Origin of the sequence: Streptomyces sp. NPDC090499 (assembly GCF_044769305.1) — a bacterium.
In the GTDB taxonomy this organism is placed as follows: domain Bacteria; phylum Actinomycetota; class Actinomycetes; order Streptomycetales; family Streptomycetaceae; genus Streptomyces.
Genome location: NZ_JBIVXP010000005.1, coordinates 229,931 through 254,093, shown reverse-complemented (window position 1 = coordinate 254,093; position 24,163 = coordinate 229,931). Strand labels below are relative to the sequence as shown.

14 protein-coding genes are annotated in these 24,163 nt (G+C 74.4%); 1 reads left to right on the top strand and 13 read right to left on the bottom strand.

What is annotated here, in order from left to right:
• Positions 1 to 71: 71 nt before the first annotated feature.
• The 10 genes from ACIQVL_RS20455 to ACIQVL_RS20410 form a co-directional block, all read right to left on the bottom strand.
• Complete coding sequence (locus ACIQVL_RS20455) at positions 72 to 1,304, bottom strand: cytochrome P450 (protein WP_403439515.1); 1,233 nt, start codon at positions 1,302 to 1,304, stop codon at positions 72 to 74.
• Entirely contained in the window at positions 1,274 to 2,068 is a 795-nt protein-coding gene (locus ACIQVL_RS20450) for a thioesterase II family protein (protein WP_403476007.1), read from the bottom strand. Before ACIQVL_RS20450 ends, ACIQVL_RS20455 begins: the two co-directional genes overlap by 31 nt.
• Positions 2,065 to 3,906, bottom strand: a complete 1,842-nt coding sequence (locus ACIQVL_RS20445) for a non-ribosomal peptide synthetase (RefSeq protein ID WP_403439518.1) — start codon at positions 3,904 to 3,906, stop codon at positions 2,065 to 2,067. Before ACIQVL_RS20445 ends, ACIQVL_RS20450 begins: the two co-directional genes overlap by 4 nt.
• A 38-nt stretch (positions 3,907 to 3,944) precedes the next feature.
• On the bottom strand, positions 3,945 to 8,498 hold the full coding sequence (locus ACIQVL_RS20440) for an amino acid adenylation domain-containing protein (RefSeq protein WP_403476006.1): 4,554 nt from the start codon (positions 8,496 to 8,498) through the stop codon (positions 3,945 to 3,947).
• A gap of 74 nt (positions 8,499 to 8,572) precedes the next feature.
• Positions 8,573 to 13,285 carry an amino acid adenylation domain-containing protein gene (locus ACIQVL_RS20435; protein WP_403476005.1) on the bottom strand — a complete coding sequence of 1,571 codons (4,713 nt, stop codon included), beginning with the start codon at positions 13,283 to 13,285 and terminating at the stop codon, positions 8,573 to 8,575.
• 195 nt (positions 13,286 to 13,480) lie between these two features.
• The gene (locus ACIQVL_RS20430) at positions 13,481 to 14,755 is read right to left on the bottom strand and encodes a glutamate synthase-related protein (protein WP_403476004.1); all 1,275 of its coding nucleotides are present in this window, start codon (positions 14,753 to 14,755) and stop codon (positions 13,481 to 13,483) included.
• Positions 14,752 to 15,747, bottom strand: a complete 996-nt coding sequence (locus tag ACIQVL_RS20425; RefSeq protein WP_403476003.1) for an asparagine synthetase A — start codon at positions 15,745 to 15,747, stop codon at positions 14,752 to 14,754. The genes ACIQVL_RS20430 and ACIQVL_RS20425 overlap by 4 nt, the downstream gene beginning before the upstream one ends.
• Positions 15,729 to 17,078 (bottom strand): methylaspartate mutase, encoded by a 1,350-nt coding sequence (locus ACIQVL_RS20420; protein WP_403476002.1) that lies wholly within the window; start codon positions 17,076 to 17,078, stop codon positions 15,729 to 15,731. The genes ACIQVL_RS20425 and ACIQVL_RS20420 overlap by 19 nt, the downstream gene beginning before the upstream one ends.
• Positions 17,075 to 17,518 (bottom strand): cobalamin B12-binding domain-containing protein, encoded by a 444-nt coding sequence (locus ACIQVL_RS20415; RefSeq protein WP_403476001.1) that lies wholly within the window; start codon positions 17,516 to 17,518, stop codon positions 17,075 to 17,077. The genes ACIQVL_RS20420 and ACIQVL_RS20415 overlap by 4 nt, the downstream gene beginning before the upstream one ends.
• A 79-nt stretch (positions 17,519 to 17,597) precedes the next feature.
• Positions 17,598 to 18,854, bottom strand: coding sequence for a helix-turn-helix domain-containing protein (locus ACIQVL_RS20410; RefSeq protein WP_403439530.1), 1,257 nt, complete (start codon positions 18,852 to 18,854; stop codon positions 17,598 to 17,600).
• Positions 18,855 to 19,117: 263 nt separating this feature from the next.
• Between ACIQVL_RS20410 and ACIQVL_RS20405 the strand changes: the two genes are divergently transcribed.
• Positions 19,118 to 19,306 (top strand): hypothetical protein, encoded by a 189-nt coding sequence (locus ACIQVL_RS20405; protein ID WP_403439532.1) that lies wholly within the window; start codon positions 19,118 to 19,120, stop codon positions 19,304 to 19,306.
• 96 nt (positions 19,307 to 19,402) lie between these two features.
• On the opposite strand, the gene ACIQVL_RS20400 is transcribed toward ACIQVL_RS20405, so the two are convergent.
• From ACIQVL_RS20400 to ACIQVL_RS20390, 3 genes are all read right to left on the bottom strand, one after another.
• On the bottom strand, positions 19,403 to 22,486 hold the full coding sequence (locus tag ACIQVL_RS20400) for an AfsR/SARP family transcriptional regulator (protein ID WP_403476000.1): 3,084 nt from the start codon (positions 22,484 to 22,486) through the stop codon (positions 19,403 to 19,405).
• Between the two features lie 337 nt (positions 22,487 to 22,823).
• Entirely contained in the window at positions 22,824 to 23,099 is a 276-nt protein-coding gene (locus tag ACIQVL_RS20395; RefSeq protein ID WP_403439536.1) for a hypothetical protein, read from the bottom strand.
• 39 nt (positions 23,100 to 23,138) lie between these two features.
• Positions 23,139 to 24,110 (bottom strand): glycoside hydrolase family 25 protein, encoded by a 972-nt coding sequence (locus tag ACIQVL_RS20390; protein WP_403439537.1) that lies wholly within the window; start codon positions 24,108 to 24,110, stop codon positions 23,139 to 23,141.
• Between the last annotated feature and the right edge of the window lie 53 nt (positions 24,111 to 24,163).

The window sequence follows — 24,163 nt, the reverse complement described above, 5'->3', positions numbered from 1 at the left end:
GTGCGGACTTCTCGAAGTTATCGGCGCACGACCGCGCCGACAGGCAGGAGTTCCGGCAGGAGAGCGGAAGTTCAGCGGGTTCGGCGGGCGATCAGGCGCACCGGGAAGTGGTCCAGGCCGAAGTTGATGATCGAGCGGTTGTACTGGACCGGTCCGGTCGGCTCGATCCGTTCGACGTGTTCCAGCAGGGCCGTGAAGAGCGCGCTCAGCTCCGTCTTGGCCAGCGGCGCGCCGATGCAGTAGTGGGCGCCGAGGCCGAGCGCCACATGGCGGTTGGGGCTGCGGTCGAGCACGATGTCGTGCGGGCGGTCGAAGGCGGCCGGGTCGTGGTTGGCGGCCCACGTCCAGACGACGACGCGCTCGCCGCGCCGGATCTGGTGGCCGCCGAGCACGGTGTCCCGGGTGACGGTGCGCAGGGTGTGCAGGCCGACCGAGGTCCAGCGCAGCAGTTCGTCGAGGGCCGGCCCCATCTCGGCCTCGCCGCTCTGCAGTTGCCGCCACAGCTCCGGGTGCCGCACCAGCGCGAGCAGCCCCATCACGGCGGTGTGACGCACGGTCTGCACACCGCCGACGACGATGTTGTCGAGGTTGAGGACCACGTCCTCGACGGGCAGCGGCCGTCCGCCGATCCGGTACGTGGCCATCATGCTGATCAGGTCGTCCCGGGGGTCGGCCCGCCGTTTCATGACCTGGTGCATGAGGTACGGGATGAGCCGCTGGTGACCGGCCCTGCGTTCCTGGGCAGTGCGGCCGAGGAAGGCGTCGTCGCAGACCTGTACGACCATCTCGCGGTCCTGGTCCGGGACGTCGAGCAGGTCGCACATGACGGTCAGGGGCAGCGGGGAGACGACGTCGACGAGGTCGGCCTCGCCCTGTTCCACGGCCGCGGTGACGATCCGACGGGACAGCTCGGTGATGCCGGGCGCCGCGCCGCGGGCGCCGCCGGGCGAGAGGAACGGCGAGGCGGGGGCGCGGAGTTCGCGGTGGCGGGGCGGGTCGGTCAGGGCCATCATGCGGCCCGCGCCGACGGGCGTGTTCCCGGCTCCGGCGCCGAGCAGCGAGCCGCCCTCCGAGCTGTAGGTGGCCGCGTCCTTGAGGACCTCGACGGCCAGGTCGTAGGAGAGCACCGACCAGACCGGTCCGTCGTCGGCGGTCAGGGTGCGCTGGACGGGGCCTGCCTCCCGCAGCCGGTCGACGACGACGGGCAGGTCGGGGCGGGTCCACAGGCCCGGATCGCTCAGGTCGACGGGGCCGGCCGGTGCCGGGGCGGGGGTCAGCGGACGAGGGACTGTGCTCGTGGCCATCGGGGCTCCCTGGGGGTCGGTTCGGGCCGGTGCCCGACGATCGAGGTCAGCAGGCCCACCGGTCCGGGCCGTTCTACGGTCGCCAGCAGGTGTCCGCCGGGGACCACCGTCAGGCCGAAGGCGCCCGAGGTGTGCTCCGCCCAGCCCGCGAGCAGGGCGGCGTCGAGCAGCGGGTCGGCGTCGCCCGCGACGGCGTGCAGGGCGGTGTCGAGGAGCGGGACCGGCCGGTACCGGTAGGTGTCGCGCACCGCGAGGTCGCTGCGGATGGCCCGCAACGCCAGCTCCCGCAACTCCGGCTCGGCCTGCACGAGTTCGCCCATGCCGCAGGTGCGCAGCAGTTCCTCGGCCTGGTACTGCGGCGGGGTCGGGGCGGACCAGGTGCCGGGCGCGGACGCGGAGCCGGCGATCACCGTCTCCGGCCGCTGCCCGGCGGGCAGGGCGCGCGCCACCTCGTAGGCCAGCAGGGAGCCGAAGCTCTGCCCGTAGAACCCGAAGCGGCCGTTCAGGTGCGGGAGGAGGGCCTCCGTCACGGTCCGCACCAGCAGGTCGAACGTGGCGGGCATCCGGTGCCGGCTGCGGCCGCCCCGGGCCGGCATGCGCAGCGCCCACACCTCGGCGGCCGGGGCGAGCGCGTGGGCCAGCGGGGCGAAGGCGGTGGCGTCCCCGCCGGCGTGCGGGAAGCAGAACAGCCGGTAGGGCCGGTGGTCCTGGGGTGCGGGCACCAGCAGCCAGTCGCCCTCGATCCGCGGTCGTGGGGATGTCACCTGGCACCTGCCGTGCCGCCGACGAGGGCGGGGCGCCGGGGTGCCGGGGCCAGGACCGCCGTGCGGACCGCCTCGGTGAAGTCGGCGAGGTCGCGGGCGTCGAGCAGGTGGCGCAGCTGGAGTTCGGCGCCGAGGGTGCGGCGCAGGACGTGGATGACCCGCAGCGCGGCGATCGAGTGGCCGCCGAGGGTGAGGAAGTCGTCGTCGGGGCGGATGTCGTCACGGCCGAGGACGGTCCGCCAGACGTCGGCGACCTGTTCGGCCAGGCCCTTGTCCGCCGCGCAGGTGTCCGCGGCACCGGCGTCCGACGCGCCGTCGGCCGCCCGGCCGGCCGTCTTGTCGGCCGGCCGGGGCCGGGACGCCGTGGCGGGGGCCGGTGCGGGCAGCGCCGCGTGGTCGAGTTTGCCGTTGGGGGTGAGCGGCAGCGCGTCGAGGACGACGGCCGCGGACGGGACCATGTGGACGGGCAGCAGGGTGCGGGCGTGCGCCAGGACGCCGTCGGCACCCGGCTCCACGGTGCCGGACGTGGTGACGTAGGCGATCAGCCGCTGGTCGCCGGGGGCGGCCTCGTGGACCTTGACGGCGGCCTCGCGGATCCCCGGATGGCGGGTCAGGGCGCCCTCGATCTCGCCCGGTTCGATGCGGAAGCCGCGCAGCTTGAGCTGGCGGTCGGCGCGGCCGGCGAACTCCAGGGTGCCGTCGGGGCCGCGGCGGGCCAGGTCGCCGGTGCGGTACATGCGCGCACCGGGCGCGAAGGGGCTGGCCACGAACCGTTCGGCGGTCAGGCCCGGCCGGCCTATGTATCCGTGGGCGACGGCGGGACCGGCGATGTACAGCTCGCCGGTGGTGCCGGGTGCCACCGGCCGCAGCTCCCGGTCCAGCAGGTGCACGGCCGCGGCGGGCAGCGCGTCGCCGAGGTGCGGGCGGGGCCCGCCGATCGGGGTGGTGGTGGAGTCGACGGTGCACTCGGTGGGGCCGTACAGGTTGAACGCGTCGGTGCCACCGGCGGTGATCTCGTCCCAGGTGGCCTGCGGTACGGGCTCGCCGCCCATGAACAGCCGGACCGGGCGGGCCGCCAGCGGCTCGCGCAGCAGCTCCCAGTGCGAGGGCGTGAGGTCCAGGTCGGTGACGCCGTGCGCGTCGAGCAGGGCGGCCAGCCGGTCCGGGTCGGTGCGGGTCCTGTCGTCCACCACGACGACGGTGTCGCCCCGGCAGATCCGCGCCCACTGCTGGACGGAGGCGTCGAAGGACACGCTCGCGCTCCAGCCGACCACGCCCGGCGCGGACCGGTACAGGCCGCGTTCCTCCAGGCCGGCCAGGAGGGCGGCGACACCGCCGCGGGTGGCCTCGACGCCCTTGGGGCGGCCGGTGGAGCCCGAGGTGTGGATGACGTAGGCCGCGTCCAGCGCGGTGACCGGGGTGTCCGGGCCGGTCTCCCCCGTCGCGTCCGGGCCGAGGACCGGGACGCCGCCGGGCAGCGGGACGGCGCCCGGCTCGGCGGTGAGCAGCAGGGCCAGTCCCGCGTCGGCGGCCATGAAGGCGAGCCGCTCCCGCGGGTAGGCGGGGTCGAGCGGTACGTAGGCCGCGCCCGCCCGCCACACGGCGAGCAGCGCCACCGGGAGGTCGGCGGTGCGGCGCAGGTGGATGCCGACCCGGTCGCCGCGGCCGATGCCGTGGGCGCGCAGGGCGCCCGCCAGCTCCGCGGTGCGGCGGGCGAGTTCGGCGTAGCTGAGCCGGCCGTCGGCGGCCACCACCGCGGTGCGCGCGGGGGTGGCGTCGGCGGCGGCCAGGAACCGGGCCAGCGGGTCGGCCGGACGGGGGCCGTGGATGTCGGTCATGGGGCGTGTCTCGCTCTCTGGTAGGTCTGCGCGGGTGGTCACAGGGCCGCGTCCATCGCGTTCAGGGCCGCCTCGTAGGCGTCGAGGAAGGCCTCGGCGAGCGCGTCCGGCACCACGGACCGCTGGTGGTCGACGGCCAGCAGGACGCGGTCGGAGACGGGGTCCTGGATCAGTGAGGCCCCGAAGGCGAAGCTGTTGGGCTCGTGGCGCAGGGTGGGCTCGCAGCCGATCCGGTCGTCCTCGATCCGGGCATCGCCCAGGTGTCCGAGGGCGTGGAAGCGCAGGAAGCCGAACTGGCTGTCCAGCCGGGTGCCGGTCATCAGCCGGGCCAGCCGGGCGATCGGGACCCGGCGGTGCGGCATCATGTCGAGTTCCTCGCGGTGCACCTGGCGCACCAGGGCCAGCGGATCGCCGCCCGCGCCGTCCGTGCCGTCGTCCCCGGCCACCAGGGGCACGGTGTTGAGGAACAGGCCGTACACCTCGGTGCCGCCGCGCCGCTCCAGGCGGCCGTTCATCGCCAGTCCCGTGGTGATCCGGCGGCGGCCGGTGATCTCCCGCAGCGCGTGCACATGGGCGGCGAGCGCCACGGACTTGACGGGGACACCGGTGGCGTCGGCGACGCGGCGCAACTGGCCGGGGGCCTTCGGCAGCACCCGTTCCACGACGCGGGCCAGTTCGTGGGTGTCGCCGGCGCCCTCCCACAGCTCGCCGCTGACGCCGTCGAGCTTGTCGCGCCAGTACGCGAGGGACACGGGGTCGGCCGCGGCCTCCCGTTCGACGGCGACGAAGTCCCGGTACCGGGAGCCGGGCGGGGCGGCCGGGGCGCTGTCCGGGTCGGCCGACAACTCGGTGTGCCGGGCGAGGAGTTCGGCGAGGAGCGAGGTGAAGCTCCAGCCGTCGAGGATGGCGTGGTGCTCGGAGACGGTGAGCTGGAAGGAGACGTCCGTCAGCCGCTGCACGGTGATCCGGAAGAGCGGCGGCGCCAGCAGGTCGAAGGGGGTGCCGCGGTGCTGTTCGAAGACCGCGGTGACCGCCTCGTCGCGTTCGTGGGCGGTCAGTCGCCGGAGGTCGCCGAAGGTGACGGGCGGCGCGAGCTCGCCGTGCACGAGCTGGAGGGGTTCGGCGTAACCGGAGATGTCCAGGCCGGTCCGCAGGACGGGGTGGCGGGTCATCGCCTCGGTCACGGCCCGGCGGAAGGCGTCCTCGTCGAGCGGCGCGCTGATCCGGTAGCTGTTGACGTTGTGGTAGCTGTCGGTCGATCCGGCGATCTCCATGTGGAAGACCATGCTGAGCTGCATCGACACCATCGGGTAGGCGTCCACGACACCGGCCGGGAGTTCGGCCCGGGTCTCGGCGTCGATCAGCGCGAACGGGCCGTCGGCGGTGTCCGCGCCGGCCACCGGGCGGGCGAGCGGCGCCAGGGCGGCGATGGTCGGGGCGTTGAAGATGTCCCGCAGGGTGACCGTCCAGCCGGCCTCCTGCAGCTCTCCGGAGAGCTGCACGGCGCGGATCGAGTCGCCGCCGAGGTGGAAGAAGTCGTCGTGCACGCCGATGCCGGTGACGTCCAGGACCCGTGACCAGACGGCGGCGAAGTCCCGTTCGGTGGCGTCGCGGGGCGCCACGTGTCCGGCCGCCGCCACGGCCGACGCGGTGCCGTGCGGGCTCGGGTCGGGCAGGGCGCGGCGGTCGACCTTCCCGTTGACGGTCAGCGGCAGGGTGTCCAGGACGGTGACGGTCGCCGGGATCATGTAGTCGGGCAGGGAACGGGACAGGAACTCGCGCATCCCGGCCGGTTCGCGGCCGGTGACGTAGGCCGCGAGCCGCTGCTGGTGGACGGTGACCACGCAGGTGTCGACGTCCGGGTGGGCGGCCAGCGCGTTCTCGATCTCGCCGAGTTCGATGCGGAAGCCGCGCAGCTTCACCTGGAAGTCCGCGCGCCCCAGGTACTCCAGGCCGCCGTCGGGCAGCCGCCTGGCCAGGTCCCCGGTGCGGTACATGCGGGCTCCGGGCGCGGTGGCGTAGGGGTCGGCGACGAAGCGTGCGGAGGTGAGGCCGGGCCGGTCCCAGTAGCCGTGGGCGAGGCTGCCGCCGCCGACGTACAGCTCGCCGGGCACGCCCACCGGGCAGGGCCGCAGCCAGTCGTCGAGGACCATCGCGCTGAGGTGCGGCATCGGGCTGCCGATCAGGCTGCGGTCGAAGTCGTCCGCGGCGGGACCGAGGTCGTGGGTGGTCACGTGGACGGTGGTCTCGGTGATGCCGTACAGGTTGCACAGCCGGGCCGGGGGCAGCGGGTCGAGGGCGTTCCAGCGCTGTACCACGGCGGGGTCGAGGGCCTCGCCGCCGAGCATGATCTGTTTCAGCGCGGGCAGGGCGCGCGGCCGTTGCCGCAGGGCGAGTTCGAGCTGGCGCAGCGCGGACGGGGTCAGGCAGAGGAAGGAGACGGCCTCGGCGGCGAGCAGCTCCGTGAACTCCTCGGGCGAGCGGCTGGTCAGGTACGGCACCACGACCAGCCGTCCGCCGTGCAGGAGGGCGCCCCACAACTCCCAGACCGTCCAGTCGAAGGCGTAGCTGTGGAAGAGGGTCCACACCTCGTCGGGGCCGAAGGCGAAGTGCCGGGTGCCGGCGTCCATCAGGCGGCTGACGTGTTCGTGGGCGACCGCGACGCCCTTGGGGCGGCCGGTGGAGCCCGAGGTGAAGATGAGGTAGGCGGTGTCCGCGGGACGCACCGTGACGGCGGGGCGAGTGGCCGCAAGCGCGGCCGGCCCGGCTTCGTCCAGGGCCGGTTCGAGGCGCTCCCAGGGGCCGTCCGGGACGCGGTCGGGCCGGTCGGTGACGACGACCCGGACTCCGGTGTCCCCGAAGACCATCGCGGCCCGGTCGGCGGGGGCGGTCAGGTCCACGGGCACGTAGGCCGCGCCCGCCTTCAGCACGCCGAGCACCGAGACGGGGATCTCCTGTGTGCGGTCGAGCAGCAGGCCGACCCGGTCGCCGGGGCGGACACCGCGGGCGATCAGCGCGTGGGCCAGCCGGTTGGCCCGCTCGTCCAGCTCCGCATAGGTCAGCGACAGGTCGCCGGCGGTGAGGGCCGTGCGGGTGGGATGGGCGTCGACGGCCTCCTCGAACAGGCGGTGCAGGGCCTGGCCTTCGGGGATGCGGACCGGGGCGGCGGGCGGCCGCGGGTCGGCCGCGCGGGTCAGGTCGCGCACGGTACGGCCGGTGTCGTCGAGGGCGGCGGTCAGCAGGGCCCGCCAGTCGTCGGTCATCCGGCGTACCGTCGCGGTGTCGAAGAGGCCGGTGCCGAACTCGACCTCGCCGCGCAGCTCGCCGTCGTCGTAGACGGACCAGGTCAGGTCGAACTTGCTGGTGCCGTTGGCATGCACCCGCCGGTCGGCCGAGGCGGGCCCGAACGCGAGCGGTGTCCGGTTCTCGGTGTGCGAGCCGAAGACGACCTGGACGAGCGGCGGGTGGGCGGCGGAGCGGTCCGGGGCAAGCTGGTCGACGATCGTGTCGAACGGCACGTCGAGATAGCCGTACGCCTCGAAGGCCACGTCCGAGACGTGGGCGAGGAGTTCGCGGAAGGTGGTGCGGGCGCCGAGCCGGATCCGCAGCGGCAGCAGGTTGACGAAGTAGCCGACCAGGTTCTCCAGTTCGGGCCGGTCCCGGGTGGTGACCGGGGTGCCGATCACCATGTCCTCGGCGCCGGTGTGACGGTTCACCAGGAGTGCGAAGGCGGCCAGTTGCACGGTGAACGGGGTCACCCCCTCGCTCTCGGCCAGCGCGCGGACCCGGGCCGCGGTGCCGGCCGGCAGGGCGAAGGCCTCGGTGCGGCCGTGGTGGTCGCGCTCGGCCGGGCGCGGCCGGTCGGCGGGCAGCTCCAGCAGGCCGGGGGCGCCGTCCAGCCGGTCCTTCCAGTAGGCCAGCTGGTCCTCGAAGGAACGGCTCTCCTCCTCGGTCGCGAAGTCGGCGTACTGGACGGTCAGTTCGGGCAGCCGGGGCGCGCGGTGCTCGGTGAGGGCGGTGTAGGTCTCCGCGAGTTCCGTCTCGAAGACGTCGGCCGACCAGCCGTCCCAGACGATGTGGTGGACGACGAGGACGACGGTGGTCTCGGTGTCCGACCGGAGCAGGGCCGTCGCCCGCAGCAGCGGTCCGGCGGCGAGGTCGAAGGGCGCCGACGCCTCGGTGGCGAGCCGCTGCCCGGCCTGCCGGTCCCGCTCGTCCGCGGGCAGCTCCCGCAGGTCGACGACGGTGAGCGGGATCTCCGGGCCGGAGTGGACGAGTTGGCGGGGACCTTCGGCGGTCAGGGTGAAGGTGGTGCGCAGCGCCTCGTGGCGGGCGACGACGGTGTTGAGGGAGCGTTCGAGGAGCGCGGTGTCGAGCGGGCCGGTGAACTCGAAGACCCAGGGGGTGTTGTAGGTGGCGGTCCCGGGGTGCCAGCGGTCCAGGAACCACAGGCCGCGCTGGAGGCCGGAGAGCGGTGCGGTCCTGGCGGGCGCCGGTACCGACGACGGGACGGGAACGGGCCGCGGGGCCGGAACGGGAGCAGACGGTGGGGCGGGAGCGGGCGGCGGGGCCGTGTCCGTGGGCGAACTCACTGTCGTTCTGCCTTCCTTGTCGGGGAGCGGAGGGGCGGGGCCGGCGCGGGGCGCGGACCCGGGGTGCCGGGCGCTCAGGCCGGCAGCAGTTCGGCGATCGCGCTCACGGTCCTGGCGCGGAACACCAGGTGCGGCGGGACGCGGGTGCCGGTCTCCCGGGACAGGCGCATCGCGACGCGCACGGCCGACAGGGAGTTGCCGCCGATCCGGAAGAAGCTGTCGTGGCGGCCGACCTCGTCGAGGCCGAGGATCTCCCGCATCACGTCGGCGACCAGCCGTTCCCGGCCCGCCAGCGCGGCGTCGCCGCCGTCGTCCCCGCTTCCTCCGGTGGCCGCCGCCGGCGCGGGCAGGGCACGGCGGTCGGCCTTGCCGTTGGCGTTCAGCGGCAGCGCGTCCAGGACGTCGACGGTGGCCGGGACCATGTACTCCGGGAGCCGCCCGGACAGGTATTCGAGGAGGGCGTCGGCCGTGGCGGGAACGCCGGCCGCGGTGGTGACGTAGGCGGCGAGCCGCCGGTCGCCGGGCGAGGGTTCGTACACGGCCACAACGGCCTCCCGGATGCCCGGGTGGCGGGTCAGAGCGTCCTCGATCTCGCCCGGTTCCACCCGGAAGCCCCGGATCTTGACCTGGTCGTCGGCCCGGCCGGTGATCTCCAGCAGGCCGTCCGCCGTACGGCGCCCGAGGTCCCCGGTCCGGTACAGCCGCCCGCCGTAGCCGCCGGGGTCGGCGACGAAGCGGGTGGCGGTGAGGCCGGGCCGGCCCGTGTAGCCGAGGGCCAGGCCGCAGCCGGTCGTGTAGAGCTCGCCGGTGACGCCGGGTTCGACGGGCCGCAGGGCCTCGTCCAGGACCAGGACGTCCTTGCCGTACAACGGCCGGCCGATGGGGACGGAGGCGGCGGTGGCGTCCTCGGGCACGACGGTGTGGCAGGTGGTGAGGCCGAGGCTCTCCACCGGGCCGTAGCCGTTGGCGACCCGGAGGCCGGGGTACATCTCCAGCGCCTTGGCGACATGGGTCACCGAGGCCCGCTCGCCGGCGGTGAAGGCGGTGCGCAGTCCGGCGAAGGTGTCCGGGAACTCCTCCAGGAGGAAGTTGAACAGGCTCGCGGACAGCTGGAGCTGGGTGACCCCGTGGCGGCGGGTGAGGTCGGCCACGGTCTGCGGGTCGGGCCGCTGCCCGGGCTGCAGGACGCAGGTGCCGCCGAACATCAGGGCGCCGAACAACTCGAGGGCGAAGGCGTCCCACGAGACCGGGGAGCACTGGAGCCAGACCTCGTCCGGGCCGAACCGGGCGTAGTCCTGGCCCGCGTAGGTGCCGGTCAGGGCGCGGTGCGGCACGGCGACGCCCTTGGGGCGGCCGGTGGAGCCGGAGGTGAACATCACGCAGGCCAGGTCGTCTCCGGTGACGGAGAGCGCGGGGTCGCCCGCCGGCTGCCGGGCCAGCTCCGCGGCGACGGCGTTCAGGTCGATGTGCGCGCCCTGCCAGGCGAACGGCACCGGCCGGCCGCGATGGGTGACCAGGTGTGCGGCGCCGCTGTCGGCGACCGCGCCGGCGAGCCGCTCGGCCGGGAAGTCGGGGTCCAGCAGGGTGTATCCGGCGCCGGTCTTCAGCGCCGCGAGCAGGGCCACGACGAGGTCGAAGCCGCGCTCCACCAGCACCGCGACGACCGTCCCGCGCCCGGCGCCCCGCTCGGCGAGGAGGTGGGCGACCCGGTTGGCGCGCAGGTTGAGTTGGCCGTACGTGAGTTCCTCGTCGCCTGTGACGAGAGCGACGGCGTCCGGGGTACGGGCGGCGGCCGCCTCGAACAGGGTGTGCGCGGGGGCGGCGACGGCCGCGGCCAGGGTGCCCAGCCAGCTGTCGCAGAGCCCCGCCATGGTCGTCGCGTCGAACAGGTCGCTGTCGTACTCGAACCGACCGGTGAAACCGGTGCCGAGGTCGTCGACGGAGACCGAGAGGTCGAACCGGGAGACTCCCTGCACGTGGAGCTCACGGGTGACGGGGATGCCGTCGACGTCCAGCGGGCGGGTGTCCAGCGGATGCAGTTCGAGCAGGACCTGGCAGAGCGGGTTGCGGTCGCGGGGCGGGTCGGTGACGGTCCGGTCGACGATCGCGTCGAAGGAGGCGTCCTGGTTGCGGTAGGCGCCCACCGAGACGTCCCGGACGTGGCGTACCAGGTCGCGGAACGGCAGGTCGGGGTCGACGCGCAGCCGCAGTGGCAGCAGGTTGACGAAGTAGCCGATCAGTCCGGCCGCTCCGGCCCGGCCGCGTACGTTCACCGGCGAGCCGATGACCATGTCCCGCTCCCCCGACCGCCGGTGCAGCGTGGTCGCCAGCGCGGCGAGCAGCACCATGAACGGGGTGGCGTCCTCCTCACGGGCCAGCCGGCGCACCGCCCGCGCGACCGGCTCCGGCATCGTGAAGCCGTGGTGGGCGCCCCGGAACGCCTGGAGTTCGGGGCGCGGCCGGTCGGTGGGCAGCGCGGTGGTCTGCGGTGCGTCCGCCAACTGCCCGGCCCAGTAGGCGAGCTGGGCGTCGGTGGCGGCGGCCACCGCTTCGTCGTGCTGCCAGCGGCTGTAGTCGGCGTACTGGGCGTCGAGTTCGGGCAGCCGATGCGGGCGGCCGGCCCGCAACGCCTCGTAGACCTCCTTGAGTTCGGTCTCCAGGACGGGCAGGGAGCCCTCGTCCCACACGATGTGGTGCAGGACCAGGAGGAGCACGGTCCCGCCGCCCGGCACCCGCCAGACGTGGGCGCGCAGCAGCGGTCCGGTCTCCAGGTCGAACGGCTCGACGGCGGCCGCCGCGACCAGCGCGCCGACACCCTCCGCGGGTGCCTCGCCGACGCTGAACGGCACGCTGACGCGGTCCCGGACGACCTGCCGGGGGCCGGTGTCGCCGAGGACGAAGCAGGTACGCAGGCTCTCGTGCCGCGCGACCAGCGTCTGCAGGGCCTGGTGCAGCAGGCCGGGGTCGGGATCGGCGGCGAAGCGGAACACCCAGGGCACGTTGTAGGTGGCCGAGCCGGGGTTCCACTGGTCGAGGAACCACAGGCCGCGCTGGTACGCCGAGAGCGGTGCCTCGGTGTGCCCCGACCGGGTCAGGGCCGGCAGCCGCTCGCCCTCCGGCGCGGTGGCGACGGCGGCGAACTCCGCGAGGGTCGGCGCCTCGAAGATCGCGTACGGGGAGACCACGCCGAAGACGTCCGCGACCCGCCCGACGACCCGCACCGCGGTGAGCGAGTCGCCGCCGAGGTGGAAGAAGTTGTCGTGGACGCCGACGTCGGGCACGCCGAGCACGTCGGACCAGACTCCGGCGAGCAGCCGCTCGGCCTCGGTGCGCGGCGCGACGTACCCGTCCCGTACGCCTGCGTCCGCGCCGGGCCGCGGCAGGGCGGCGCGGTCGACCTTTCCGCCCGCGGTCAGCGGGAAGGCGGCGAGGACGGTGAGGCCGGCGGGGATCATGTGCTCGGGCAGCCGCTCCGCGAGGAAGGCGCGGACCTCCTGGTACGTGGGCGGAACCGGCGCGCCGGAGGTGACGTGGGCGGCGAGCCGGCCCTCGTGGGCGGTCACCACGCAGGCGGCGACCGACGGGTGCGCGGCCAGCGCCCGTTCGACCTCGCCGGGCTCGACCCGGAAGCCGCGGATCTTCACCTGGTGGTCGGTGCGCCCGACGAACTCCAGGGCACCGGCGACCCGCCGCACCAGGTCGCCCGTGCGGTACATCCGGGCACCCGGTACGGCCGAGAACGGGTCGGCGACGAAGCGTTCGGCGGTCGCCGCGGCCCGGCCCCAGTAGCCGGAGGCCAGCAGCGGGCCGCCGACGTGGAGTTCGCCCGCCGTGCCGTCGGGCACCGGGCGCAGGGCGTCGTCCAGGACGTACAGGGCGCGGTCGCCGAGCGCGTCGCCGATCGGGACCCGGGGCTCGCCGTCGGCCCCTTCCGGCAGCTCGTGGACGTCCTGGACGGTGGCGGTGACCGTCGTCTCGGTGGGGCCGTAGGCGTTCATGAGCGGCACGCCGGTGAGTGCGGTCCAGGCGGCCGCCGTGTCCGGGTACAGCCGATCGCTGCCGGAGATCATCAGGCGCAGCGATCCGGGGACGCGGGCACCGGCACGCAGGGCGGCGACGACCTCCTGGAAGTAGCCGGCGGACAGGTTGGCGACCGTGACCTGCTCGGCCGCCAGCAGGTCGAGGAGTTCACCGGCCGCGAGCAGGCCCCGCTCCGGTACGACCAGGCAGGCTCCGCTGGTCAGGGCAGTCAGGACCTGCTCGACGGCCACGTCCACGGAGGGCCGCGCCAGGTGCAGGACGACGTCCCGGTGGGTGATGCCGAACCGGGCGGTGGCGGCCTCGATGTGCCGCGCCAGTACGGACGCCTCGACGTGGACGCCCTTCGGGCGGCCGGTGGTGCCGGAGGTGTGGACGAGGTAGCCGGAGCCGCCGGCCGGCCCGGACGCGGGGGCGGGGGTGGGGGCGGCGAGTTCGCCGTGGGTGAGGAAGGCCGTCGCCCCGGCGTCCCGGACGATGAACTCGGTGCGCTCGGCCGGGGCGTCGGCGTCGACGGGCAGGTGGATCGCGCCGGCCCGCAGCACGGCCAGCAGCCCGACCACGTGGTCGAGCCGGTCCCGGCCGGAGACCGCGACGACCTGGCCCGGGGCGAGGTCCGCCGCCAGGGCGCCGGTCAGCGCGTCGAGTTCCGCGTAGCTGAGGGTCCGGCCCGCGCAGCGCACCGCCGGCCGGCCGGAATGGCGGCGTACGGCCGCCTCGAATGCGAAGGGAATACCGTCTGAGGACATGGGTTCACCCCGATGATGGAAAGCCCGCGGAATGGACGACGCGAAAAACGCTAGGCCGCGCTCATTCGGTGGACGGGCAGTTGGAGAGGAAGAAGAACGGCACTTTCGAGCGCCTGGGTCAATTGCTGTCGCCGGCTCGGCTCAATCGCTGTCGCGCGCTCGATTGCTGTCGCCGGCTCAATTGCCGTGCCGGGCTCAGCTGCTGTCCCCGGCCCGATCGCCGTCGGGTGCCCAGACGTCCTGCCGGTCGAGGGTGTCCGGGGCGTATTTGCCCAGGGCGCTGATCAGCAGCCGCATTTCCAGGGCGAGGCATTCCGTGAAGCGGATCAGCCCCTGGTCCGGGTCCTCCGCGACGGACAGCAGCGCGGCCCGGCCCAGTCCGACGGCCCGGGCGCCCAGCGCCAGGCTCTTGACCGCGCGGGTGCCCTCCCACATCCGGCCCGACACCAGCAGACAGGGCGGCGGGGCGGCGGCCAGGCGTCGCAGGCACACGGCGAGCGGCAGCCCGACCCCGCCGGTGAAGGCGAGGGGCGCCCAGCCGGTGCCGCCCTCGGCGCCGTCCACCGTCACCGCGTCCGCGCCCGCGTCCACGGCCACCCGGGCCGCGTCGGCGACGTCGCGGCCGGGGTGCAGCTTGACCCAGACCCTGGCCCGGGGGAAGTTGTTGCGCATCAGCCGGATCTGCTGCCGCAGGATCTCCGCCGTGAAGGTGCCGGGGCTGCTGGAGCGCAGCACGTGTCGTTCGCCGAGGGCCGTCGCGTCCAGGCCGTAGCGGTCGCCGAACCGCGCCGTCGTCGCCGTGTCGAGGACGGTCATCCCGCCGAGTCCGGGTTTGGCGCCCTGTCCCGTCTTCAGTTCGAAGGCGAGCCGTCCGGAGTCCAGCAGGGGCCGGGCGGCGGGGTCGCTGTAGACGAGGTTCCAGACCTCGGCGTCGGCGTCCTCGGTGCTCTGCTGCACGGCCACCCCGCCGACCCCGTCGGGCAGTTCACCGGCGTAGGCACGCAGCCGCCCGAGCAGCGTGGTCGAGGCGCCGGCCTCCGGTCCGTCCGGCCCGTCCAGGCGGCCGTAGCCGTGCACCGGGACCACGTTCTCGCCGATGACCATGGGCAGTCCGAGGCGGGCGGCCTGGCGGCTCAGCGCGAGGCCGGGGTCGCCGGCGGCGGCCCGGGTGGAGCCCAGCGCCGAGACGTACACGGGCAGTGCCGAGGTGAAGCCGCCGATGCCGGTGGTGAGTTCGACGTCGTCGTACATCGGCTCGCGGCCCAGTTCGATCAGCTTCTTCAGCCGCTCGGGCATGAAGACGGGCGGGACGAGACGCGTCCGGTCCAGGTCGTCCTCGGGGGCGGTGGGCGTGCGGCCGCCGAAGAGCACGTGCCCGTAGTCCTCGGCGGCCGGGAACGCGGCGGCCGCTCCGGACCGGGCCCGGCGCCGGACCTCGTCCTCGGGGAAGGCGGGGGCGGCGGGGCTCACGGCGAGACCACCCCGGGCAGCTTGGGGAAGGCGCTGGCCTGCCAGACCGCGTCGCGTCCGGCGACGTACCGGGTCAGGCGCTCGACGCCGATGCCGAAGCCCGCGCTGGCGGGGACGCCCTCGCGCACCAGGTCGAGGTACCAGCGGTACTTCTGCGGGTTCTCGCCGGTCTCCCGCATGCGGGTGACGATCTGCGCGTAGTCGTTGGTGCGTTCGCTGCCGCTGCACAGCTCGCCGAAGCCCTCGGGGGCGACGAGGTCGAAGTTGCGCAGCACGCCGGGCTCGGTGCGCGACTCGCGGTCGTAGAAGCCGCGGGACCCCTTCGGGTAGTCGGTGACGAAGAACGGGCGCGCGGCCTTGGCCGACAGCAGCGCCTCGCCCGCCCAGTCGATCTCGGCGTCCGGGTTCTGGTCGTGCCCCACGGCCCGCAGTTCGGCGACCGCCTCGGCGTGCGTGAGCCGGCCGAACGACCCGTGCAGCAGCTCGGTGAAGGCGTCGACGTCCCTGCCGAGGAGCTCGAAGTCGGCGGGCAGCGTGTCGCGGGCGGAGCGGACCATGTGGACGACGAGGTCCTCCAGGAGTGCGGTGATCCGCTCCCGGTCCGCGCCCGCCACCTCCACGTCGAGCTGGTGGAACTCCGCGAGGTGCCGGTCGGTGTCGGTGGTCTCCAGCGGCTCCAGACGGACGTTGGGGGCGATGCAGAAGATCTTGCCGAAGGCCAGCAGAGAGGCCTGCTTGTAGAGGATGGCGCTGGTCATGAGCTTGTAGCGGTGGCCGTAGAAGTCGATGTCCACCTGCTTGGAGCCGCGGCTGCCCGGGTCGGTGACCGGCCCGATGACCGGTGCCAGCATCTCGGTGAACCCGGCCGTCGTGAGGTACTCGCGGGCGGCGGCGATCAGCTGGTTCTGGATGCGCAGGGTGCTGCGGGTGGCCGGGGAGCCGAGGTGTGCCCGGGGGTCGGGCAGGTCGTGGTTCATGGTCGCTGATCCCATCTGTCGGTGGTCGGGGCGTGGCCGGGGTGGGACCGGGGCCGGGCGGCCTCGGTCCGGGCGCGCTGGTCGAAGGTGCGCTGTACGTGGGACAGGGCGGCCATCAGGCCGTCCGCGCCGAGGATCGGTGCCCGGCCCCGGTCGGGACGGGCGGGCAGCGGCATCGCTCCGGCGGCGGACCAGTACAGGCGGCCGTCGGCGTCCAGGCCGCTGCGGGCGCGGCCGGCGTTGTCGGGGTGGAGGCAGAACGGCACGTCCAGGTAGCCGCGGGCGAAGGCGGTCACCAGGGCGCGGCCGATGTCCCGGTCCAGGCCCAGGACGGCGTCGACCAGGGCGCTCGCCTCGGCATGGATCCCGGTGTCCGGGACGTCTGCCGTGCTAGGCGCGGACGCCTCGGCGCGGGCCGCCGCCGCGGCCGTCTCCAGCGCCCGGACGTTCTCGGTGACGGTGGGGATGCGGTGGGCCTCGGCGGTCGTCTTCACTATCAGCCGGGCCGCGCCGGTGCGGACCGCCAGCCGGGCCGCCTCTTCCAGGAGCAACCGCGCTCCGCCGGGGGTCTGCGGGTACATCCCCATGTGCGCGTAGACGACGATGTGCCATTCGACGTCGGGCAGCAGTGCGGCGGCGAGCCGCGACAGCGCGGTGACCGACTCCTCGTCCTGGCGGGCGTTGGCCTGCTGCGCGTAGCTCAGGGAGACGCTGCGCAGCCCGTGCTGCCGGAAGAAGAGCGCTTCCAGCACGCTGAGCGCGATCAGCAGGCCGGGCGGGCAGAGCTGGCCCATCATGCAGCCGCCGAACGTCTCCAGGTGCGGGTGGGCGCCGGTGTGCCGGGCCTCGGCGAGCAGCGCGCAGCTGCGTTCCCAGGAGGCCACGGCCACGTTGAGCGGGACCCGGCTGTAGGGCAGGCAGTAGGAGACGGGGCCGCCCTCGGTGGCGTCGAGCCCGGCGGCCAGCAGCGCGGTGACGATCCGCTCCGGGCGGGCCGAGCCGTGCCGGACCTGCACCGGGAATCCGTCGTCCGCGACCCCGCGCAGCACCTGCCGGGTCACGGCCGGGTCGTGGGTGGCGATCGGGTAGCCGTTGAGCGCCACGCCCCGGGTGACGGCTTCACGGGCCGCCACGGCGTCGCCGGTCCTCGTGTAGCTGTCCACGGTGATGGTGCCGACCGTGGTGGCCGCCGCGCCGCGGGTGGCCCGCAGGCCGTCCCGCATCCGGTCGGGGCGGCTCATGCCCATCCGCGGCTGCACCACCAGCCGGCCCCGGTCCTGTGCCCGGGCCACGAACCGCCCGAACGGCACGGCCGGTGCGGCCGGACGGGCGCTCGCACCGGTCATACCGGCACCGCCCGGGCCAGCGCGCGGACGAACGAGCGCAGTTCGTCGGCGGAGGCGCTCTCCTCGAAGACCTTGTCGAAGCCGGCCGCCCGCAGCGTCCGCGCGACCGACCCGTCGTCGGCGCCGGTGATGCCCAGCTTGCCGCCGATCACCATCTGGGTGTGCTCCAGTTCGGGGCAGGCGCGCAGTCCGGGGATGACCCGCTGGGCGTCGTTGAACCCGTGTCCGTTGACGCTGCTGAGGACGATCAGGTCGGGGGCGAGCCGCCGGCACTCGCCGATCAGGTCGGCGTCCGGGACGCAGGCGCCCAGGTTGGTGACGCGGTGGCCGAGTTCTTCCAGCAGCAGTTGCAGGAAGACCAGATTCCAGGTGTGTGCGTCCGACGCCATGGTCGAGACGACGACGTCCAGGCCGACGTGCTCGGCCTTGCCCAGTTCCACGGGGATTCCTCGTTGGTTCAGTAGGGATGGGGAGGTGGGGGGATCGGCGGAGCGGCGCGGTGCGGGGGCTCGCGGCGGGTCAGGAGACCAGCGCCGCCGGGAACGGGGCGAGGGGCAGGCCGGGGGTCCGGTACCGCTCCCGGCAGACCGTGCGGACGAGGTTGAGCACGGCGAACCTGGCGCCGCCCCGCTCCGGGGCCAGACGCAGCAGACCGCGTGAGAGGAGTTCGTGCACGGCCTGGTGGCAGTGCCGGGCGCTTCGGCCGCCGGCCGCCGCGGCCTCTTCCAGGGACCAGTCGGTGTCCGGGTCGGACAGCAGTCGTACGAAGGCCAGCTGGTCGGCGGTCAGCGAGCGCAGGGCCTCGTCCAGGGCCTCGCGCACGTCGCCCCGTTCGCAGTGCGTGACGGGTGGGGCGGCCAGCCCGAACGGGGCGGCGGAGAGGCGTTCGGTCAGCCGGGCCGGGGATTCGAGCAGCGTCCAGCCCGCCGCGTACTCCAGGGCCCGGGGCAGTCCGTCCAGGTAGGCGCAGAGTCCGGCGACGGCCGGGAGGTCGGAGGGCTCCAGGGTCAGGCCGGGGCGGAGCCGCCGCATGTGGGCCAGCATCAGCCGCACGGCCGGCACCTCGGCCAGTTCCCGCGCCGCCGTGTCCGGACGGGGCGTGTCCAACGGCGCGAGCGGTACCACCTGTTCGCCGTCGAGCGACAGCGGCGACCGGGTGGTGATCAGTACCCGCAGACCGGGGCGACGGCGGAAGGCCCGGTCCAGCAGGGTGTGGTCCAGCCCGTCGTCGGCCCCGTCGAGCACCAGCAGCGCGGGCCGGTCGCCGGCCACCTCCGCGAGACCGGTACCGCCGGTGAGCGCGGCCAGGGAACCCCGGTCGCCGCAGGACACCCAGTGCACCGGCCAGCGCCCCGAGTCGTGCACGCGCCAGGCCGCCTCCAGGGCCAGCCGGGTCTTGCCCACCCCGCCCAGGCCGACGACCGACACCAGCCGGTCGCCGTCCCCGGTGAGGCAGTGCGCGAGCGCCGCGGTCTCCCGTTCGCGCCCGACGATCGCGGTGCGCGGCGCGGGCGGGGCCGCGGGTTCCGCGGCGGGCGCCTGCCGCCGTGCCGCCGCCTCGAAGGCGGAACGCGCGCTGCCGGTCAGCCGCAGCGCGTCGGCCATCAGCCGTACGGTCTCGTGCCGCGGCCGCCGGACCCGGCCGGCCTCCATGTCCCGTACCGCACGCACGCTCAGCGTCGCGTGATCGGCCAGGCACTGCTGGGTCATCCCGGCGTGTTCACGCCGGGATCTGAGCAGTTCGCCGAAGCCGGACACCGGCTGCCCACCATCCATGCCGATTTCCCTTCACATCACCACACCGACGATCGGGCGGAGGCCGGATCCGGTCGCCGCCTGGAATGGATGGTGGTCGGGACGGATATACGGGGGATCATCAGCCGTCCGCGGCCGCGCGGACGCGGCGGTGATCGGGCCTCCATCCCGTGTAGATCGGCCCTCGGCAGTCTGGGACCAGAACGAGGCACACGGCCTCACCGGGCTCCCCCGGTACCCGAGACCCAGCTCCTGGGTCCGATCCCGAAGGCGGACGGCACCTCATGAAGGCATTCCCGAAGTCCCTGGTCCCGCGCAAGGCGGCGCTGCTGATCGCCACCGTCGGGTGTGCCGCCGCGCTGACCGTGGCGGTGTCGGTGGACACCCACGCGGACGCCCCGAAGCCGGCCCACCACGCCACGACCGTGCTGGCCGACGGCGGTGCCCCGGACGAGTGGAACAGCACGGGCTGACCCGGGACAGCCCCCGTACGGGTCAGCGGCCCAGCCGGTCTTCGGCTGGGCCGCTTGTTCGTTCAACGGGCGTTCTCCGGTGCGGGGTTCCCGCTGTCACGGGACCGGCGGGGCCTCCGGCAGCCGTGCCGCCAGCTGCGCCGCCTCGTCGGCGTCGGGCAGTCCCAGGCGGGTGAAGACGGCGACCGCCTGCCGGGCCCGGGACAGCGCGGCCGGGTGGTCGCCGAGGTCGGCGAGCGCCCGGCCGAGGACCAGCAGGGCGTTGCCCTTCTCGCGCTCGGCGCCGAGTTCCTCGCACAGGGCCAGGGCCGCCTCGCCCTCGGACAGCGCGAGGTCCGGCTTCCCCATGACCCGCCAGGTCGCCGCGAGCCGGGACCTGACCTGCGCCTCGCGGCCCCGGATACGGAGCGCCGTGCAGGTCTCCAGGCACCTGGTGTAGCTGGCGACGGCGTCCGGGTGGCGTTCGAGTTCGTGCAGTGCCATGCCGTGGACGTACCACGCGTAGGAGGTGCCGTGCGGGTCCGCCACGTCCCGCAGTTCGGCCAGGACCTCCTCGCACATGGCGGCGGCCTCGTGCGCGCGGCCGCTGCGCAGCCGTGCCTGGGCGGCGTTCAGCCGGGTCACCAACTCGCCCGAGCGGTGGCCCAGTTCCCTGGCGAGTTCGATCGCCCGGTCGTAGGAGTCCGCGGCGTCGGCGTACCGGTGCTGGAACTGGGCTATCAGGCCGCGGTCGTTGAGGATCTGCCGCAGGATGACGGTGTCGCCGGCCCGCCGGCAGGCCTCGGTGGCCAGCCGGGCCTGCGACTCGGCCTCGGCGAGCTGGGTGTTCTGCAGCGCGGCGTTGCCGCACACGAACCGGGCCCGGCCCTCGGCCTGGTCGTCGCCCCGCAGCGCGGCGGCCTCAGCGACCACCCGGGCCGCCGTCGCCAGTTGCGCGTACGGGATGTCCCGGCCGAAGGGGGTGAGCGCGACCAGCAGATCGGTGGCCGTGCGCAGCATGGGGGTGTCGCCGCCGAGCGCGAGCCGGGCGGCGGCGGTCACCGCGTTCGTGGTGCAGTCGAACTCCGAGGTCACCCAGGCACGTGCGTCGGCCAGCGTGGCGAAGCGGTGTCCGGACGGGGCGCCGCCGCCGAGGATGGCGCCGACCGGATCGCCGGGCACCATGGTCTGGAAGGCCGAACAGGCCACATCGAGCAGGTGGCCGAGGAGCCGGCCCAGGGCGGCGGTGCCCTCGGCCGCCGCCGGGCCGGACGGCTCGGCGGCGCGCTGGGCCGCGGCGGGGGCCGTCAGCTGGAGCGCGAAGGACCGCAGCAGGTCGTGATAGCGGTACCGGCCGGGCAGCGGCGCCTCCAGCATGGCCGCGTCGACGACCGACTCCAGCAGCTCCTCGGCCTCGTACTCGTCCAGTTCGAGCACCACCGCGGCGGCCTCGATGCCGATGCCGGGCCGTGCGAGCGGCGCGAGCAGCCGGAAGGCGCGGGCCTGGTCGTCCGTGAGCTGGCGGTAACCGAGTTCGAAGGCCGCGGCCACGCCCAGGTCCCCGGCACGCAGTTCTCCGATGCGCAGCCGTTCGTCGGCGAGGCGGGCGGTCATGGCCTCGATCCGCCACCGGGGACGGGCCGCGAGCCGGGACGCGACGATCCGCACGGCGAGCGGCAGGTGTCCGCACAGGGCCACCAGCTCGGCGGCCGCCCCGGGTTCCGCCGCGACCCGCTCCGCTCCGGCGATCGAGCGGAGCAGGGCGAGGGCCTCGTCGGTGTCGAAGACGTCGAGATCGGTCTGCAGGATGGTGGGCAGTCCGCTCAGCCGGCCCCGGCTGGTGATGATCACCCCGCAGTCGGCCGAGCCGGGCAGCAGCGGTCTGACCTGGGCGGGGTCACGGGCGTTGTCCAGCATGAGCAGGATGCGCCGACCGTCGAGGGTGGTGCGGAAGAGGCGGGCGCGGTCCTCGGTGGCGGCGGGCAGGCTGTGTCCGGGGGTGCCGAGCGCGGTGAGGAAGCTGCCCAGGACGGCTGCCGGGTCGGCGGGTTCCAGGCCGTTGCCGTGCAGGTCGGCGTAGAGCTGCCCGCCGGGGAAGTCGGGTTTGGCCCGGTGCGCGCCGCGCAGGGCGAGGGTGCTCTTGCCGATGCCGCCCATGCCGCTGATGGAGACGACGGGCAGGGCCACCCGGGCGGGGTCGGTGAGGGCACTGCACAGCGCGTCGACCTCGGCCGTCCGTCCGGTGAAGTCGGCCGCGTCGGCGGGTAACTGGGCCGGCCGCAGGGGCGGGGCGGGCGCGGGCGTCTCGGCGGGCTCGGCGGCTCCTGCGGCTTCGTCCGCGTCGGCCGCGGCCGGCGTGACCCTGGCCGGTCCGGCCGTGGCCGGGCCGGCCGTGGCCGCAGGCCTGGCGGTGTCCGTGGCACGGCCCGCCGCGGGCCCCATCAGCTGCGGGTCGCCGGCGAGGACCCGGGCGTGCAGGCCGGTCAGTTCCGGGCCGGGGTCGATGCCCAGTTCCTCGGCGAGCACCTGGCGCGCCCTGCCGAACACCGCCAGCGCCTCGGCCTGGCGTCCGGCGGCGTAGAGCGCTCGCATCAGGAAACCGTAGGGTCTCTCCTGCATCGGGTGTTCGTGGGTGAACGCGATGAGGTCCGGGATGACCAGAGCGTGGTGCCCCTCCCGGAGGCGGTGCTCGAATCTCTGCTCCATCAGGGTGAGCCGCAGCGCGCTGAGCCGGGAGCGCTGCTGTTCGGCGAACGGCCCCGGCACACCGGTCAGGGGTTCGCCGCGCCAGAGCCCGAGCGCCTCGTTCAGCAGGCTGCCGCACTCCGTCTCCCGGCCGGCGTCCCGTGCCCGCAGGGCTTCGGCCGCGAGCATCTCGGCGCGCACCGCGTCCACCGACGCCGGCGGGACCGTCAGCTGATAGCCGTCGCGCAGCGACACCAGGAGCTTGGGCGCGGCCCGGTCCTCCTCCATGACCTGCCGCAGTCTCCACGCGTAGGTTCGCAGCGTGGAGAGGGCGGAGTCCGGGGGTTCCTCGCCCCAGACCGCGCTGATCAGCTCGTGGGCGGAGGCCCCCCGGCCGGACCTGAGCAGCAGGGCGGCCAGCAGCGCCTGCTGCTGGGGGGACCTGGTGGGGAGGGCCGCCCCGTTCCGCAGTACCTGTACGGCCCCGAGCACGACGAACCGAATGCCCTCGGCCATTCCCCTCCCCCTGACCCCCAGCCTCCCCGCCGGGCGCATCCCGATGCTCTGCCAGCCCCCACTCACCTGCAAGCCGACAGACCGATTATCGAGATCTTTTGACCGAAAACCGCACTCGATTCCCGCCAGTCCGGCGCCGACCACCCCACACGCGAAGAGGGCCCCCGCAGGCTCTGGCCTGCGAAGACCCTTCACACCGTCGGGACGACAGGATTGCGGCCTGCCGACCTGCGGCGGGCGGGCCGACGCCGCGCCTGCCGGCGACGTCGTGCGCAGCACCCGCCGCGACGGCCTCACGCGCCCCCGCCGTGTCCGGCAGGGCGGGGACGCCGGTGCGTCACGCGGTGCCCGCGGCAGCCGTGTCCGGGTAGTCCGGCGGAGTCGCCCAGCCCAGCAGGATCCCGGCGACGGCCGCGAGCGGCCGGTTCCGGATCTTCACCGCGAGGGTCTCCAGGAGCCGGAACAGGGTGTAGTAGGCGCCCGTCAGGATCGCGGTGACCACGCTGGCCACCGCCGCCGAGTCGAAGGTGACACCGATACGCACCAGCAGGGTCAGTACGAGTCCGGCGACTATCGGTACGACCGTACGCATGAAGCTGACAAAGAGGTTCACCGGGAGAGTCCTTTCCGTGCCTCGTGGTTCCGGGTGCCGTCAGGAGGCGGTGTCGAGGTGTACGACGACCTTGCCCACGGCCGCCTCGATGGCCGCGGTGATGGACGAGACCAGGGCGGCGGGGTCGATGGTCTTGTCGAACCTCGCTATGGCGGCGGCGAGTTGGGTGATGGCCGCGCTCTGCGCCGCCTCGGTCGCCTGGACGGCCCGCAGGCGGAGGTTGGTGTCCTTGATGTAGGACTGGAGTTGCCAGTGAGGGTTGGTCTTCGCGTCGGGGGCGTCGGCCGGGGCGGCGATCAAGCCGTCCATGGTGAGCACCGCCTTCGCGGAAGCGGTGGCGATACTGACGATCTCGGCGGCGGTGAGCGGCATGTCGGTCTCCGTTCCGGCGGCCCACGCGCGCAACGCGGACTCGCTCAGGTAGCAGATGGATCGGTCCAGCGGAGTCGAGGTGAACTGCCAGAACAGCGGCGTACGGCCGGCCGGGGCGGGCCGCGCGTGTGCCTCCGCCTGTGCGTAGGTCGCGGCGCCGGACCAGGGGTAGGCCGGGTACCACAGCGGTGCGTCGGCGGGAGCGTGACCGGCGGCCAGGTCGCTGCCCGAGGTGTAGACGCCGACTCGCTGGCCGGGGAACGCGGCCTGGACCGCTTTGATCCACGCCCTGGCGTAGGACAGGATCCCGGCCGCGGAGACGCCCGCGTAGTTGGCTCCGTCGGACCGGCGTTCCAGGTCGAGCCAGTGCACGAAGCCGGGCCGGGCGTGGGGTTTCACGGCGGCCACGTAGTTGGCCGCCTCGGTGGTGGCGCTCTGGTTCGGCCAGCCGAAGTGGTAGGCGCCGGGGACGAGTCCGGCGCCGATGACGGCGGTGATGTGCTGGGCGAAGCGGGTGTCGTGGGTGTGCTCGCCCTCGCTGGCCTTGGCGAAGGCGAACACGACGCCTTCGGCCTTGCGGGCGGTCCAGTTCTGGGCTGTCTGGTATGCGGAGACGTCGACGCCACGGCATGTGGCCATGTCGGCATTCCCCTTTCGGGTCGTCGTACGGCGTGAGTGGTGAACGATGGCAG